The following is a 15,308-nucleotide window of genomic DNA, read 5'->3' as shown; positions in this document are numbered from 1 at the left end:
CCTATCGTATTCGGCCCCGGCTAGGGCCTGGCCGCGCGTCCTGCGCAGAGCGTGGCTCAGGCCGGGCACGTGCCCGGTGTCGGCGCGTGGCGCAGGGCCTTGCCCGCCGCGATTCCCGTCGGCTTGCCCTCGCGGATCGCCTGCTGGCCATTCACGAAGAGCGCATCGACGCCCACCGTCAGCTCGCGCGGCGAAACGTAGGTCGCAACCGGCCGGTAGCCTTGCGGATCGAAGACCACGACGTCCGCCTTGTACCCTGCTTTCAGATGCCCCCGATCGGCGAGGCCAAACATGTCGGCGGTGCGGCCCGTGCTTGAATTGATGAAAGTGGCGAGATCGATCACGTGCTCGGCCTTCACGTACTTGGCGTATTTCTGCGGGAAGTTCGCGTACATGCGCGGGTGGCCTTCCGAGCCGTCCGAACTGGTGACGACCCAGGGCTGGCGCATGAAGGCGGCGATGTCGCGTTCCGCCATGTTGAAGGAGACAAGCTTGCCCGAGCGGTCCCCGTCACGGATGATGCGCACTGCAGCGTCGAGCGGGTCCAGCTCCCAGCGCGCCGCGATCTCATCGAGACGCATCGCGGTCCATTCGTGGCCGGGATGGGTGAGCAGCAGCGCGTGCGGGCCGCCTCGGCGGCGCATGTTTTCGGTCATCTCCGCCTTGATCCGCCCCAGCGTTGCCGGATCATCGAGGCGCCTTAGCAGTGCTTCGCGCCCGCCGTCCTGCGCCCAGCCCGGCAGGAGCGAGGCTTGCAGGCTCGTCCCCGAGGCTTCCCAGGGGTATTGATCCGCGGTCACGTTCTGGCCCTGTGCGCGCGCCTTCTCGATCTGCGCGATGATCGCGCCGGAGGTCCCGTGAACGTCGACGCCCAGCACCTTGATGTGGGCGAAGTGAACCGGCAGCCCCGCCTCGCGCCCGATGGTGATGGCCTCCTCGACCGACTTTTCGATGCCGATGGTATAGGTGGCCTCATCGCGCTGGTGGGTGTCGTAGATCCCGCCGCGCTTTGCCGCCTCGCGGGCCAGCGAGGTCACTTCGCCGGTCTTCGAGAAGCTTTGCGGCGCATAGAACAGCCCCGTCGAAAGGCCGAGCGCTCCCTCGCACATGCCCTTGGCGACGAGCGCCTTCATGCGATCCAGTTCCTCGCCCGTGGGCGCGCGCGCATCATTATCCAGCACCGCGCGGCGCACCGGACCAAAGCCCACGTAAGCCGCGACATTGGTGCCGAAGGTGCGCGCCTCGACATCGTCGAGGAAGGCCTTCACCTCGGGCGTACCGCCCCCGTCGACGCCTGTGAAGATCGTCGTCACGCCCTGCATCAGCCAGGGCAGGTTGAGACGCCCCTCGCCCCCCGCACTTTCCAGGAAACGCTGGGCGTGGGTGTGCGGATCGATGAAACCGGGCGCCACGATCTTGCCCGTGGCATCGATGACGCGGGCACCTTCGGGCAGCCTGCGCGCCGGGCCGACATAGACGATGGCATCGCCGCGCAGCACCACGTCACCTGTCACGGGCGATATGGAAGCGCCATCGTAGATCGTCCCGCCCCGGATCACGGTCAGGGTGCCATCCGGCTCGTGCCCTTCCCCATTGGCGGCGAGCGGTGCAAGCGCGGCGGCACCTGCCAGCAGGCCAAGCGTGGCTTTACGCAGCGAGCGTGTCTTCATCGCGTCTTCCTTTCATCGCCGCGCAGCAGCACGAGTTCGCCCGAACGCCCCCGGCTGAGGGTCAGGCGCGCCGGGTCCCGGGTCGGGGCGAGCCGCATCGGACCTGCATGGAACACGCCGTCATCCTCGGGCGCAAAATGCAGTACGCGCGGGCTCTCCACCAGCGGCGAGGCGATGGTGACGGCAAGCCCCTCCCCCTCGCGTGCCAGCGTGTAGTCGGCGTTCAGTTCCTCGGAATGGTAGGTGCCCGATGCGGGCATTTCGGGCATGCCAGGGCGGCGCACATCCGCCGCATCCAGCGCCTTTTCCAGCGTTGCGCTCGCCTTCCAGTCGCCCCGGTTGCACAGGAGCGCAAAGGACTGCCCGCGGTCGGGAAGGCGCAGATAGGCGTGCTTGAAAGCCTGCGCCGAGCCGCCATGCGTCACGATCCGCTCGCCGCCCTTGCGCCCGATATGCAGGCCGCCGCCATAGGCCAGACCCTTGCCATCATCGATCACCCGGCCATCGACCAGTCGCCCCGGCGTCAGGAGAATTTCGGCGACTGCGGGTGTCCAGACAGCGCCACCTTGCGCGACTTCGCGCTCCCACGCGGCCAGGTCGGCCATCGAAAGCATCAGCCCGCCCGAGCCCGAAAAGCGCGGGAAGGTATCACGCACGACGAAGCGATCGCCCTCAGGCAGATAGCCGTGGGCAAAGGTCCCCGCCACAGGGTTCGCGTTGTCGAGGAAATAGGCGTTGGGCATGCCCGCCGGGCGGAAGATCGCCTCACGCGCATAGTCGGCAAAGGATTGTCCTGAGACGCGAGCTACGATCTCGGCAAGGAGCAGGTACCCCCCGTTCGAATAGCTATAGGCGCTGCCCGGCGCAAAGGCCGTATCCTGTTGGCGAAAGAGCAGGTCGAGCGCCTGTGCGCGGCTCGCCTTGCCGACATCTTCCATCCCCGCGAGGCGCAGCAGCGAGAGGAAGTCGCGGATGCCCGAGGTGTGGTGCATCAGCATGCCCACGCTTACCGGATGCGCATAGGCCGGCAGTTCGGGCAGATACCGGCGCACGTCATCCTCCAGCGCCAGTTTGCCGTCCACAACCAGCGTAGCGGCGGCGAGCGCGGTGAACTGCTTGCTGAGCGAAGCGCCATAGAAGAGCGTGTCGGCATCGAGTGCGCGATGCGTGGACAGATCGGCCTCCCCCTGCGTGACAAGGCGGACCATGCGGCCCTTTTCAAAGGCACCGAACACGCATCCCGGCTGCGCGCCTCCCGCCGCTTCGGCTCCGCCGGAAAGGACGGCGCGGATCGCGGCCTCCCCCTGCGGCTCAGCTGCCGCGCTATCTGCCCCCAGCAGCGCCAGAGCCGCACAGGTCACGTGTGCGAGCGCGGCGAAGCGGGAACGGGGCGAACGAAGGGCAGTCACATCAACACCTTTTACAGGCAGGTATAGCGGGTCTGGCGAGGGCACGCCGATGGTGTGCCGCCTCGTTGCTGCCAAGGCAATGTCGGCTTCTTGGCCGGGGCATAACCCATGTCTATAAGGCGACACCCGCAGGGGCTGCCTCCATCGCCTCGGCCATGACCGCGCGCATCTCCTCCACGAAGAGGTCGATCAGGGCCAGAGCTGGCGGATCCTCCAGCGTGATCGCGTTGATCGGCGCGCGGACATCAGGGGCCAGCGCATGAAAGGTCAGGTCCGGCGCGCTGAGCGCCGCGGCGGTGTAAGCGTCGGTCACCGTCACCCCTTGCCCCTCGCGCACAAGGGCAAGCGCGGTGTAGTAGGTGTGCGAGGTCACGATCTCGTTGGGCACGATCTCGAGCCGGGTCAGCTCGTTGACGAAAAGGTCGGCCAGCGGCCCGCTGTCGCGCAGGCCGATGAAGTCCCGCCCGTCGAGCACTTCCATCGCCACCGGCGCCGCCTCTCCCACCAGCTCACCCTTGGGCGCGACTACGACAAGTGCCGCATTTCCCACGGGAACCTGGCGCAAAGGGACCTGCCGCACGACCCGGTAACCGATGGCAACGTCGCACTCACGCTCGAACAGGCTGCGCTCCACTTCGCGGCTGTGGAGGGTAGTGATCTCGAAAGTCACGTCCGGGTTCGTGCGGCGCAGGCGCGCCACCGCACGCGGCGCGACGACGAGCCCCAGTGAGGGCAGCACCGCGACCCGCAGATGCCCGCCCTTGCGCGCGCCGATATTGCGCGCCGCGCGCGACAGGCGCCCAAGCCGACTATAGACCTCGGCCACTTCGGCGAAGAGCTCGTGCGCCGCCTCGGTCGCCACCAGACGCCCTCGGGTACGCTGGAAGAGTTCGTAACCAAGTTGGTCCTCGGCATGGCGCAGGACCTTGCTGACAGACGGCTGCGAGACGTTGAGCGCGCGCGCGGCCTCGCTGATCGAGCCCTGCTCGTAGACCGCGTGGAAGATCTCGATGTGACGCAAGCGCATGTCCGCCCTCCTTTTCCTGGCAACCGCCGCTCTTATAGACAACGGTTATACCCTAAGGAAAAGCCATCATTGGACCATCCCCGGTGAATCCCGGATCACCGTTGCAGATTTGTGTCAGCGCTGACGGACGGCCTGACCCGAACCAACATCCAGGGGGATAGACCATGCTCTTGTCTGCACGTTCACACCGGCTGCGCGCCAGCCTGCTCATCACCAGTTGCCTGGCCGCACTTCCGCTGGCCGCCCACGCGCAGGACACCGCGCCAGCACCGGCCCCGGACGACGCCATCGCCAACGAGATCGTCGTCGTCGGCTCGCAGATCAAGAACCTCAAGACCGCGGGCGAACTGCCGGTCTCGGTGGTAAGCGACGACGACATCAGCGCAATCGCACCGACCTCGGCGGCCGACCTGCTGCAAGCCCTGCCCGCCAACGGCACGATGAACTTCAACGGCACCGACACCGTCTCGGGCGGCGTTCACTCGGCGCGCGGGGACGTGGCCTCGGTGAACCTGCGCTCGATCGGTTCGGGCAACACGCTGGTCCTCCTGAACGGCCGACGCCTAGTCCAGCACCCGGGCACGCAGACCGAGGATTCGGTGCCGGTTTCGACCGTCAACATGAACACCCTGCCCGTGCGCGGGATCAAGCGCATGGAAGTGCTGCATGATGGCGCCTCGGCGATCTACGGTTCGGACGCGGTGGCAGGCGTCATCAACACCGTCCTCGACGACAGCTTCGAGGGCCTGCGTGTTGGTGGCGAGCTGGGCTTTGCCGAGAACACCGACAAGATGAAGTACTCCGCCGACCTGCAGGGGGGCTGGACCTTCAACGAGGGGCGCACCCACCTCTCGCTCGCGCTCAGCTACTACGAGGCCACCAAGGTCTGGGCGAGCGAGCTTGACTATGCGGGCGCCAGCGACCGGCGCGGTTTCGTGGCCGACACACCCTTTGCCGGCGACCTCAGCTTCGACAACCGCTCCAGCAGCACGCCCTGGGGCCAGTTCACCGCCGCCAACGCGGTGCCCGGCCTCACCAGTTCGGGCGGCGTGTTCCACATCCAGCCCGGCTCCATGTCCGGGTGCAGCGGCGCCCTGTCGGACGGTCTGTGCATTGCCGATGGCAGCCTCCAGCGCGATCTGCGCTATGACATCAACTCCTCGCGCACGATGTCGCCGGGGATCAAGCGCGGCAACGCGTTTGCCTTCATCACCCACGACTTCGGCGACTTCGAGTTCTATTCCGAACTCAGCTACTACCGCGCGCGCACCGATGAGTACCGCGGCGAGAGCTCGATCCTGAGTTCGGCCCGCTTCAACATCTCGCGCGATGCCTACTGGAACCCGCTGGGCGCCGCAGGCAACCCCAACCGCGTGTCGGGTTTCGACATTCCCGAAGAGGGCGTCGACCTCACGCTGACCAACTACCGCGTGGTCGATGCAGGGCTACGCCACATCCGGGTCGACAACGACAGCTTCCGCCTGCTGGGCGGCTTCCGCGGCGCCTGGGGCAACTGGGACTGGGACACCGCCGGTCTCTATTCCGAGGCCACGACCAAGGACGTGACCTTCGACCGCATCTCCAACACGCTGTTCAGCCAGGCGCTCAACCGCACCGATGCAAGCGGTTACAACCCGTTCAACGGCGGTAACCTCGCCAATCCCAACTGGGGCGATGCCAGCGTCAATTCGCCCGAAACCATCGATAGCTTCCTCGTCGACGTTTCGCGCTACGCCAAGACCACGCTGGCCCTTGCCGACTTCAAGGTCTCCAACGGCAGCCTGCTCTCGCTTCCGGGCGGTGATGTCGGGATTGCGCTTGGCGTGGAATGGCGCCGCACCAGCTTCAGCGAGGACTACGACGACCGGCTCGACGGAACCACCAACTTCATCGATGCGGTCACCGGCGAGATGATCAACCAGTCCGACATCATGGGCTCGAGCGTGGCGGGCGATGCCAGCGGGTCGCGCAACGTCTATTCGGCCTTCACCGAACTCGCCGTGCCGCTCGTCAGCCGCGACATGGACGTGCCGCTGGTGCGCGCGCTCAACCTTCAGCTGGCAGGCCGCTTCGAGCACTATTCGGACGTGGGCAGCGTGTTCCGCCCCAAGTTCGCGGCATCCTGGTACCCCTTCGACCAGCTGCAGATCCGCGGCTCCTATGCCGAGGGCTTCCGCGCGCCGAACCTCGAACAGCTCAACACCGACGTCACCACCCGCGTCAGCACGGTGATCGACTACTACGCCTGCCAGGCGAGCGTGAACAAGGGCGACATCGCGAGCCTGGGTGCGTGCGCGGGCAACGACCGCGTGGAAGAACGCCGCTTCGGCAACACGCAGCTCAAGCCGGAGAAGAACGCCAGCTACTCGATCGGCGCGGTCTTCACACCCGCCCCGCGCTGGACCCTGACGGTCGACTACTGGCACATCAAGCAGCGCAACCTCGTCGGCATCTTTGGCGCCGAGAACATCGCCGCGCTCGACTATGTCTCGCGCCTTCAGGGAAATGGCGGCCTCTCGGGCGTCCACCGCGCCGATCCCACCGCCGATGACATCGCTTTCTACCAGGGCAGCGGGCTCGATCCCCTGGGCGAAATGGTCCAGATCGACGACATCTTCACCAACCTCGACACGCGCACCAGTGCGGGCATCGACTTCGGGCTCTACTATCAGCCGCCCGAGACCCCGATCGGCAGCTTCGACATCAAGTTCAACGCCTCCTATCTCGACAAGGCGTATCAGGGCCTTTCACCCCAAGCGCAGCAGATCCAATCGGTGCTGGGCGCCGAAGTCCCGCTCGAGGCCGTGGGTGATCTCATCGAGCGCGACGGGCGGCCCAAGTGGCAGGCCTCGGGCACGCTGACCTGGAAGAAGGACGGCTGGGCCGCAGGCCTGTTCGGACGCTACGTCGGCTCCTACTACGACACCGGCGTCGTGCAGGACGAGACCAACGCGTACTGGAAGGTCGACGACTGGTTCACCATGAACGCCTACCTCCAGCACACTTTCCAGGAGGGCGCCCTTTCGGGCAGCCGCGTGCGCTTTGGCGTGCGCAACCTGCTCGATTCCAAGCCGCCCTTCCTCGATGCGACCTATGGCTACGATGCGAGCCTGGCGAGCGCGGAAGGCCGCTTCTTCTACACCTCGATCCAGGCGAGCTTCTGAAGACGCGCTCCAGCCTGAGCCCTTCCGGGCGCAACTTGCGCCCACTCAGGTAAAGACAGCCGCCGGAAAGTGTACCTTTCCGGCGGCTGTCCGCATCCCCTCGGCCCCGGCGCCCACTGCCGGTTCCTTGCCGAACGTAATGTTCTTTTGCTGCCCCTCTTTCCCGGTTGGATTCATCGCGGGCCGCGGATAGACTCCGCGCCAAATGCGGACCCTCGAAGAGGATTGAATTTTGGTAGCTGAGCGTTTGGGGTTCCGGCAGGCCGCAGTGTGGCTTTCGGAGATTGTCGGCCCGGATTCGGGCTATGTGAATGTCGGGATTGTATACACCGTTGCGATCAGCCTGCTTTCGCTGGCGACGCCGATCTCGGTCCAGCTTCTCATCAACAGCGTGGCGCGCACGGCGCTTGTCGCGCCCTTGTGGATTCTCTCGGGCGTTCTGTTCGCGCTGCTGCTGATCGTGGCGGGCCTCAGCGCCTTGCGCATCTACCTCCTCGCCATCTTCGAGCGGCGCATCTTTGCCCGCATCGTCGCCGAGATCACGGTGCGCGCGGTCCACGCGCAGAACCCGTTCTTTGCCGATGAGAACCGCGGCCACCTGTTCAACCGCTACTTCGACCTGGCCATCGTGCAGAAGTCGGTGCCCAGCCTTGTGATCGGCGCCTTCACCATCGTCCTGCAGGGCGCGGTAGGACTGATGGTGACGAGCTTCTACCACCCCTTCTTCCTCGCCTTCAACCTGGTCCTGGTGCTGGCCTGCGGCGGCATCTGGCTGCTCTGGCGGCGCGGTGCGATCACGGGCGCGGTCGGCGTCAGCCACGCGAAGCACAACGCCGCGCACTGGCTGGAGACGGTCGGCGCCTCGAACGGCTTCTACAAGTCCGCACGCCACCTCAACTTCGCGATGGACCGCTCCGAGGCGGTCACCGCGGACTACATCCGCGCGCACAAGAAGTACTTTCGCTACAGCTTCGCGCAGACGCTGGGCTTCTTCCTCGTCTACGCCTTCGCAGGCGCGGCGCTGCTGGCGATGGGCGGCAACCTGATCCTCGCCGGGCAGCTTTCGATCGGCCAGCTGGTCGCGGCCGAGCTGATCCTCTCGGGCGTCTTCTACGGCATCTACCAGCTGGGCTGGTACCTCGACACTTTCTACGATCTGGTAGCGAGCTCAGAGGAACTCTCGCTGATCTTCGCGATCCCCCAGGAGCGCATCGACCGCTCCGGAACCGCGCCGAGCGATGGCGCGGTCCAGATGCGCAACGTGGAAATCCAGGGCACGAAGCTCAACTTCGCACTGGAGGCTGGCGCGCAGGTCATCGCCGTCGCCGCGCCCGATGTCGAAAACCACATCGCCATGCTGCTCAAGCGCCACGCCCACCCCGCACGCGGCCTCATCTCCATTGGCGGCAGCGAGATGGGCACTTTCGACATGTACCTGCTGCGCTCGGCCGTGACCGTGCTCAACCGCTCGAGCATCGTCGAGGTCACCATCCGCGAATACCTCGCGCTCGCCCAACCCCAGGGGATCGATGGCGCGGCGATGATGCGCGTCCTCGAAACCGTCGGCCTGAGCACCCGTATCTCGAGCCTGCCCAAGGGCCTCGACACCCAGCTTGCCGGTTCGGGCTCCCCGCTCACCACGGTCGAGGTGATGCAGCTCAAGCTCGCCAACGCGCTGCTCAGCGCGCCGCGTGTCCTGCTCCTCTCCCAGCTTTACGACATGATGCCCACCGAACGGCTCAAGGCTTCGCTGGAGGCGCTGCGCAAGGAAGAGACCACCGTGCTCTTCTTCACCGGCCGCCCCGAGGCGATTACGCCGGACGCCTACTACTGGATGGGCGCGAACGAGCAGAGGCGCTTCGACACACGGCAGGGGCTGACCCACCACGTGGCCGCGCAGGAGGTCCGCTCGTGACTCTCGAAAAGGCGCAGATCGCACACTTTCCCTCGCTGACGAGCCTGAAGCCGCCGCGCGTGGTCAAGGTTGTCGCCTGGCTCATCGCGATGGGCCTCGTCCTCTCCGTCGCCATTCTCTTCGTGCCCTGGCAGCAGACCGCACAGGGGCCCGGACAGGTCACCGCGCTCGACCCCGACGACCGTCCGCGCCAGGTCTCCTCGCTTGTCAGCGGCCGGGTCGACACGTTCTTCGTCCATGATGGCGACTACGTCGAAGCCGGAGACCCGGTGGTGCGCGTGGTCGATGTCGACCCCGAATACCTCACCCGCCTCTCCGCCGAAAAGGCGCAGGTCGAGGCGCAGATCCAGGCCATCGAACAGTCACGCGCGGTCGCCTCGATCGACGTGCGCCGCACCCGCCAGCTTTACGACGAAGGCCTGGCTGCACGACGCGATTTCGAGCAGACCCAGATCAAGGTTGCCGACGCCGAGGCCAAGCTTGCCGAGGCGCGTGCCAAGCTCAAGCAGATCGAGGTCCAGCTCAACCGCCAGTCCGCGCAGGTCGTGCCCGCACCGCGCAGCGGCCGTATCCAGCAGCTGAACGGCCAGGCGCTGGGTGCACTCATCTCCTCGGGCACCACCCTCGCCTCCATCGCGCCCGAACAGATCGAGCGCGCGGTCGAACTCTATGTCGACGGGCGCGATATTCCGATGGTCGAGCCGGGCCGCCGTGTCCGCCTTGAATTCGAGGGCTTCCCGGTGATCCAGTTCAGCGGCTGGCCCTGGTTTGCGCTGGGCATCTACGACGGTCAGGTCCGCTCGGTCGACCCCACCCCGCGTGGTGACGGCCTGTTCCGCGTGCTGGTTGAGCCCCTGCCCGACGCACCCGCCTGGCCTGACCGGCGCTTCGTGCGTCAGGGCAGCAAGGTCCTGGGCTGGGTCCAGGGCGACCGCGTGACGGTGGGCTACGAGCTGTGGCGCCAGGTCAACGACTTCCCGCTCAACTTCGGGCAGGAGAAGGAGGCCGTGCCCTACGCGGCGGCGCCCAAGGCCTCCGCCGAGAGCAGCGACAAGAAGTGATCATGCGCCCCGGACTTACGCTGGCCGCGCTCCTGACCACGGCCCTTGCCATCCCCGCAGCTGCCTCGGCCCAGAACGGAAGCCCGGGAACAGACGCGCAGGCCACCGCGCCTGTGGCCACGCCCGTGCTCACTCTCAACGAGGTGCTGCGCGCCTCGGCCCGTTCGGCCCCGCAGATCATCGCCGCGCTCAACCGCACCCGCCAGGCCGAGGCCCGCGCGCTTTCGGCCGAGGGTGCCTTCGACCTCGTCTTCTCGGTCGATGGGCGCAGCCGCGTGGAAGGCTATTACGACGGCACCTCGATCACCGGCGAGGCCAAGCAGCCGCTGCTGGACAACGGCGGCTACGTCTATGGCTCCTACCGCAATTCGCGCGGCGAGTTCCCGATCTACGAGGACAAGTCCTACACCAACCGCGCGGGCGAACTGAAGGTCGGTGCGCTCTACTCGCTGCTGCGCGATCGCCTCATCGATTCGCGCCGCTCCAAGACGCGGCTTGCCGACAACGACATCGACATCGCCCGCTTCGAGGCCGAGGCCACCGCCATCGGCGTGCAGAGCCGCGCGGTCTCGGCCTACCAGAAGTGGGTCGCCGCCGGGCTCAAGCTGCGCGCCTACGAGGCTCTCCTTGACCTTGCCCGGACCCGCAGCCGCGCGATCACGCGCCAGGTCGAACTGGGCGCGCGGCCTGAAATCCTGCTTACCGAGAACGAGCAGAACCTGGTCAAGCGCCGCGCGCTGGTGGTGCAGGCCGAGCGGGACTTCCGGGGCGCGGCCAACCAGCTCTCGCTCTACTACCGCGACCTCAACGGCAATCCCGTTGTGGTGCCCGAAGAGCGCCTGCCCGGGCAGGATCATGCCTTCGATTCGATGACGGTGAGCACCGACTTCGCGCTGGAAGAACGGCCCGACGTGCAGATCCTGATGGAGGAGATCGACAAGGCCAGCACCCAGCTCGCGCTGGCCGAGAACAACCTGCGCCCGCGCCTCGATCTCAAGGGCGAAGTCGCCAAGGACATCGGCTCGGAAGGCTTGGGCGGCTACAGCCGCACACCGACCGAGGTGATCGTGGGCGTCCACTTCTCGGTCCCGCTCCAGAACCGCGCGGCCAAGGGCAAGCTTGCCGAAACCAACGCCAAGATCGACGAGCTCAGCATCAAGCAGCGCTATCTGCGCGAGCAGATTCAGGCCGAAGTCGCCGGGATTTCCATTGCCGTCGACACCGCGCTGCAACTGATCGACACCTCTTCGGTCGAGCGCGATCTGGCCCGCAAGCTGGCCTCGGCCGAGCGGCGCCGCTTCGAACTGGGATCGAGCGACTTCTTCCTCGTCAACCAGCGCGAGGAAACCGCGACCGACGCCGAGGTCAAGCTGATCGAGGCGCGTGCGCGCATTGCCGCAGCCTACGCCGAACTCGCTGCCGCGACCGCCGACCGCGAGGCACTGGGTCTGGCAGGCATGGGCCCGTCCCCGATCCCCTGAGCCTTGCGCGTCAGGTTCCGCTCCATGAACTCTTTGCGCGCCGCGCTGGCGCGAGCCCGGCCGTGCGTCCACACCGCCCGTCACCGTAGCGCGAAGGGAGACAGCACGTGGGCACGTTCATCAAGGGCCGGATCGATTACCTGAGGGGCGAGGAGCAGACCGGACGCGAGTGGTTCGAGATGATCGACCATGGTGAAAACGCGGGCCGGACCTTGCGCGCCTTTTGCGAGATGGACGATGTCGGCCTCTCGCGCGATGTCTCGATGCTCCTCGATGCAAACGGGCGCCCGCGCGATGCCTTTTGCCGCGTCGTCAAGCACGGCGCGCGCGCGGGCACGAGCCTCTTCCTGTGCGAAGACGGCCAGCTCGAATGCGAGGGCGAGATCGCCGCGACGGGCCGCCTGTCGCAGCGCGTTGCGGTCGAGGGGCAACTTGGTTATCTCGGCCTGCACCCGCTCGTGGGCGATGCTCTCGTGGCGCTGTCGCGCGGGACCGACGACGAGGGCACCTTCCGCACCGTCCATGGCCTTGCCAACTCGGTCGCGCCTGCGGGCGATGAAGGGCTCTACGCGATGCCCACCGCGATCGATGTCGCCTACCTCGGCGAAGAGAGCGTCACCGTTCCGGCCGGCACCTTCGCCGCACGCCGCTACGCCCTTCGCTGGCATCCCGAGTGGGAGCCAGCCCAGCTCTGGGTCCATGGTCCCGACGCGCTTTTCCTGCGCCTGACCTGGGACCAGATCGGCGCGGCCTACGAACTCGTCGAGTTGCACGAGGGCCGCTAGGGCCCGATTGCCTAGTCGATGACCCGCAGCGCCTGCTGCGCAAAGCCCCGGAAGCGCGCCAGCCTCTCATCCAGACCGTCACCGCCATAGGCCCCTTGAGTCTCGCGCGCCTCCACCCGTGAGGCGCGCGGTGGCACGTCGAGCGCGGCCGCGGTCACGAACCGGATACGCCAGGCCAGGGCCGCCTCGTCCACGCCGCCGAGCGCGGCTTGCAAGGCCGCGCTGACCCGCCGCACACCCTCGGCGAAAAGCGCCCACACCTCGCTTCCCAGATCCCCGCCTGCGCGCGAGAAGATCTCGTCCAGCACCACGATCGCCCGCTGCCCCGGCACATGCGCCGCAGGCGCCCAGAGCGGGACCACCAGCGCATCCACCCCGCCCTCGAAATCCGCGCCTGCCAAGGCCTCCAGAAGCTCTGTGCGGCGGTCCGCAATCCGGGCCGCGTTGAGATGTGCAAGGCGCGCCAGCAGCCCGTCGACATTGCCGAAATGATAGCGGATGAGCGCCGAGTTCACCCCGGCGCGCGCCGCGATGTGGCGTACGCTCAGGGCATGGACACCTTCCTCGATCACGATCTGCTCGGCCGCGTGCAGGAGCTTGGTAGGAGTAGCGCCGAGGGCGGCGGCGGAGGGTTCGCTGACTTGGGACATGGCCTCTCCTAGCAAGGCTGCACCACCGAAAGAAGCTGCGGCTTGACGCCTGCCCACAGCCCATTTACACATATGTGTAATTCATGACCTGTGCGAGAGAGCCAGGCCGCCATGGGAGAGAGGCGATGATGGAACGCCGCGATGTGATCAAGCTGGGCGCGGGCGCCTCGCTCACGCTGGGCCTGCCAGTCCGGGCATTGGCCGCCGATACCCGCCCGGTCGACTTGTGGGTTGCGGACAGCCGCTATCCGCTCGCGGGCGCGCCGATGGCCCCTGCCCTGCGCGCCACCACTATCGACGGCGACGTCACGCACCTGTGGCGCGACCTCGTCGATCCGCTCTGGCGCCAGCCGGGCACCGGTATTGCCGGGCTAACTGGACGCGATGCCCTTTTCGTTCTCGAACAATTGGCCTGGAGCCGGGGCCGACGCGTGGTCGAGCGCGCCAGCTACGCTCCCGAAACTGCCCGCCTACCCCAACTCGTGCGCTGGCGCATCGCCCCCCACCATCCCAGCGCAAAGGCCCAGCCATGAGCGTTCTGCCCCCTGATCTCGACGCCGCCCGCTTTGCCGAGGCCCTGGCCGAGATGCGCCAGGCCATTGGTCCAGACTGGGTGTTTGCCTCAGACGAGGACCTGGGGCCCTACCGCGACAGCTTCTCGCCGGTCTGGGACACCCAGCAAGAGCGCCTCGCCTCGGCCGCCGTCGCGCCCGCCGACGTCGCGCAGGTCTCGTCCATCGTACGCATCGCGGGGCGCTTCGGCATCCCCCTCTTCCCGATTTCGACCGGCAAGAACTTCGGCTACGGCGGCCCCTCACCCAATGTCCACGGCAGCGTGATCGTGGACCTGAAGCGCATGGACAAGGTGCTCGAAGTCGACGAGGCGCGCGCCTTTGCGCTGGTCGAGCCGGGCGTCTCCTATTTCGACCTCTACCGCACCATCGAGGAGCGCGGCCTCAAGCTCATGATCGACTGCCCCGATCCGGGCTGGGGCTCGCCCATCGGCAACAGCCTGGAGCGCGGCATCGGCTATACCATGGGCGCCTTTCGCGACCACTTCGGGGCGAGCTGCGGCATGGAAGTCGTGCTGCCCGATGGCGAGGTCATGCGCACCGGCATGGGCGCGCTGCCCGGCGCGAAGACCTGGCAGGAATACCGCTACGGCTTCGGGCCGGACCCGGCGGGTCTGTTCGCGCAAGGCAACTTCGGCATCGTCACCAAGATGGGCTTTCGCCTCTATCCCCGGCCCGATCACTACCGCACCGCTCTGGTCACGGTGCCGCGCCGACGCGACTTCGTGAAGCTGGTCGAGCAGTGCAATATCCTGAGCGATGCGATGCTCTGCGGCGAGCCGGTCTACGCCAGCCCGCTGATGGCGCTCATGGGCAATCCGTCCTTCGCCGCCCTCGCCACGAAGAAGGGCGGCGCCTCGGACGCCGCGCTCGATGCCGCTGCCAGCGAGGCCGGCCTCCCCGCCTGGCAGGTCGATCTCCAATTCTTCGGCCCCGAGGCGACGACGCGCGCCAACTTCGCGCACGCGCGCGAGCGCATCCTGTCCGCCATTCCCACCGCGACCGTGATCGCGGGCGAAGACTTCCCGCTTCCTGCGACGAAGGAACAACTGGCCAACGTCGCCCAGCCCTACCGCAGCTCGATCCGCCGCCACGGCGCGCTTGGCGTCCCTTCCCTCGGCATCTGGAAGATCGTGCGCGAGGACGGGCACCTGGGCTTCTTCCCCGTGCTCGCACGCTCGGGCGAAGAGGTCTTTCGCATGCAGCGGGTGATGGGCGATGCGCTCCATGAATTCGATCAATTGCCCAGCTACTTCAATGCGGCGAGCGCCCCGCTCCACTGGCATCCCCACGCCTTCCAGATGGTCTTCGCCCCGCCCGTCAAGCGCGCCGATCCCGCCTTCAACGCGATGGTCGACACGGCCATGCGTCGGGCTGTCGAAGTCGCCGCCGAGCACGGCTGGGGCGACTACCGCGCCGCGCCGATCTACCAGGATGCCGTGTCCGACACCTATTCCTTCAACAACCACGCGCTGCGTCGCTTCCACGAAACACTCAAGGACGCGATCGATCCGGCGGGCATTATCGCACCGGGACGCGGCGGCATCTGGCCCCAACGCTTTCGCAAAAGGTGA

11 protein-coding genes are annotated in these 15,308 nt (G+C 67.0%); 7 read left to right on the top strand and 4 right to left on the bottom strand.

What is annotated here, in order from left to right; translation table 11 throughout:
• Positions 1-56: 56 nt before the first annotated feature.
• The 3 genes from LC060_RS03875 to LC060_RS03865 form a co-directional block, all read right to left on the bottom strand.
• Positions 57-1,670 carry an N-acyl-D-amino-acid deacylase family protein gene (locus LC060_RS03875; protein WP_226632871.1) on the bottom strand — a complete coding sequence of 538 codons (1,614 nt, stop codon included), beginning with the start codon at positions 1,668-1,670 and terminating at the stop codon, positions 57-59.
• Positions 1,667-3,079, bottom strand: a complete 1,413-nt coding sequence (locus LC060_RS03870; RefSeq protein WP_226632869.1) for a serine hydrolase domain-containing protein — start codon at positions 3,077-3,079, stop codon at positions 1,667-1,669. The genes LC060_RS03875 and LC060_RS03870 overlap by 4 nt, the downstream gene beginning before the upstream one ends.
• Positions 3,080-3,191: 112 nt before the next feature.
• Positions 3,192-4,106: a LysR family transcriptional regulator gene (locus tag LC060_RS03865; RefSeq protein ID WP_226632868.1), complete on the bottom strand. Its 915-nt coding sequence runs from the start codon at positions 4,104-4,106 to the stop codon at positions 3,192-3,194.
• Between the two features lie 164 nt (positions 4,107-4,270).
• Here LC060_RS03865 and LC060_RS03860 point away from each other — a divergent pair, with 164 nt between their 5' ends.
• The 5 genes from LC060_RS03860 (at position 4,271) to LC060_RS03840 (ending at position 12,512) form a co-directional block, all read left to right on the top strand.
• Positions 4,271-7,270 carry a TonB-dependent receptor domain-containing protein gene (locus LC060_RS03860; protein ID WP_226632866.1) on the top strand — a complete coding sequence of 1,000 codons (3,000 nt, stop codon included), beginning with the start codon at positions 4,271-4,273 and terminating at the stop codon, positions 7,268-7,270.
• 232 nt (positions 7,271-7,502) lie between these two features.
• Positions 7,503-9,185 (top strand): ABC transporter ATP-binding protein, encoded by a 1,683-nt coding sequence (locus tag LC060_RS03855; RefSeq protein ID WP_226632865.1) that lies wholly within the window; start codon positions 7,503-7,505, stop codon positions 9,183-9,185.
• Positions 9,182-10,246 (top strand): HlyD family secretion protein, encoded by a 1,065-nt coding sequence (locus LC060_RS03850; RefSeq protein ID WP_226632863.1) that lies wholly within the window; start codon positions 9,182-9,184, stop codon positions 10,244-10,246. Before LC060_RS03855 ends, LC060_RS03850 begins: the two co-directional genes overlap by 4 nt.
• Before the next feature lie 2 nt (positions 10,247-10,248).
• Positions 10,249-11,727 (top strand): TolC family protein, encoded by a 1,479-nt coding sequence (locus LC060_RS03845; RefSeq protein WP_226632861.1) that lies wholly within the window; start codon positions 10,249-10,251, stop codon positions 11,725-11,727.
• Positions 11,728-11,834: 107 nt separating this feature from the next.
• The gene (locus LC060_RS03840; RefSeq protein ID WP_226632859.1) at positions 11,835-12,512 is read left to right on the top strand and encodes a hypothetical protein; all 678 of its coding nucleotides are present in this window, start codon (positions 11,835-11,837) and stop codon (positions 12,510-12,512) included.
• An 11-nt stretch (positions 12,513-12,523) separates the two neighbouring features.
• Here the strand turns inward: LC060_RS03840 and LC060_RS03835 are convergent, their stop codons facing one another.
• Entirely contained in the window at positions 12,524-13,162 is a 639-nt protein-coding gene (locus tag LC060_RS03835) for a TetR/AcrR family transcriptional regulator (protein ID WP_226632857.1), read from the bottom strand.
• A 125-nt stretch (positions 13,163-13,287) separates the two neighbouring features.
• Here LC060_RS03835 and LC060_RS03830 point away from each other — a divergent pair, with 125 nt between their 5' ends.
• Both LC060_RS03830 and LC060_RS03825 read left to right on the top strand, forming a co-directional pair.
• Entirely contained in the window at positions 13,288-13,695 is a 408-nt protein-coding gene (locus LC060_RS03830) for a hypothetical protein (RefSeq protein WP_226632856.1), read from the top strand.
• Positions 13,692-15,308 carry an FAD-binding oxidoreductase gene (locus LC060_RS03825; protein ID WP_226632854.1) on the top strand — a complete coding sequence of 539 codons (1,617 nt, stop codon included), beginning with the start codon at positions 13,692-13,694 and terminating at the stop codon, positions 15,306-15,308. The genes LC060_RS03830 and LC060_RS03825 overlap by 4 nt, the downstream gene beginning before the upstream one ends.

The organism is Novosphingobium profundi (assembly GCF_020524485.1).
Lineage (GTDB): Bacteria > Pseudomonadota > Alphaproteobacteria > Sphingomonadales > Sphingomonadaceae > Novosphingobium > Novosphingobium profundi_A.
The sequence above is the reverse complement of the archived record's forward strand: the minus strand, read 5'-3'. Positions and strand labels throughout refer to the sequence as shown.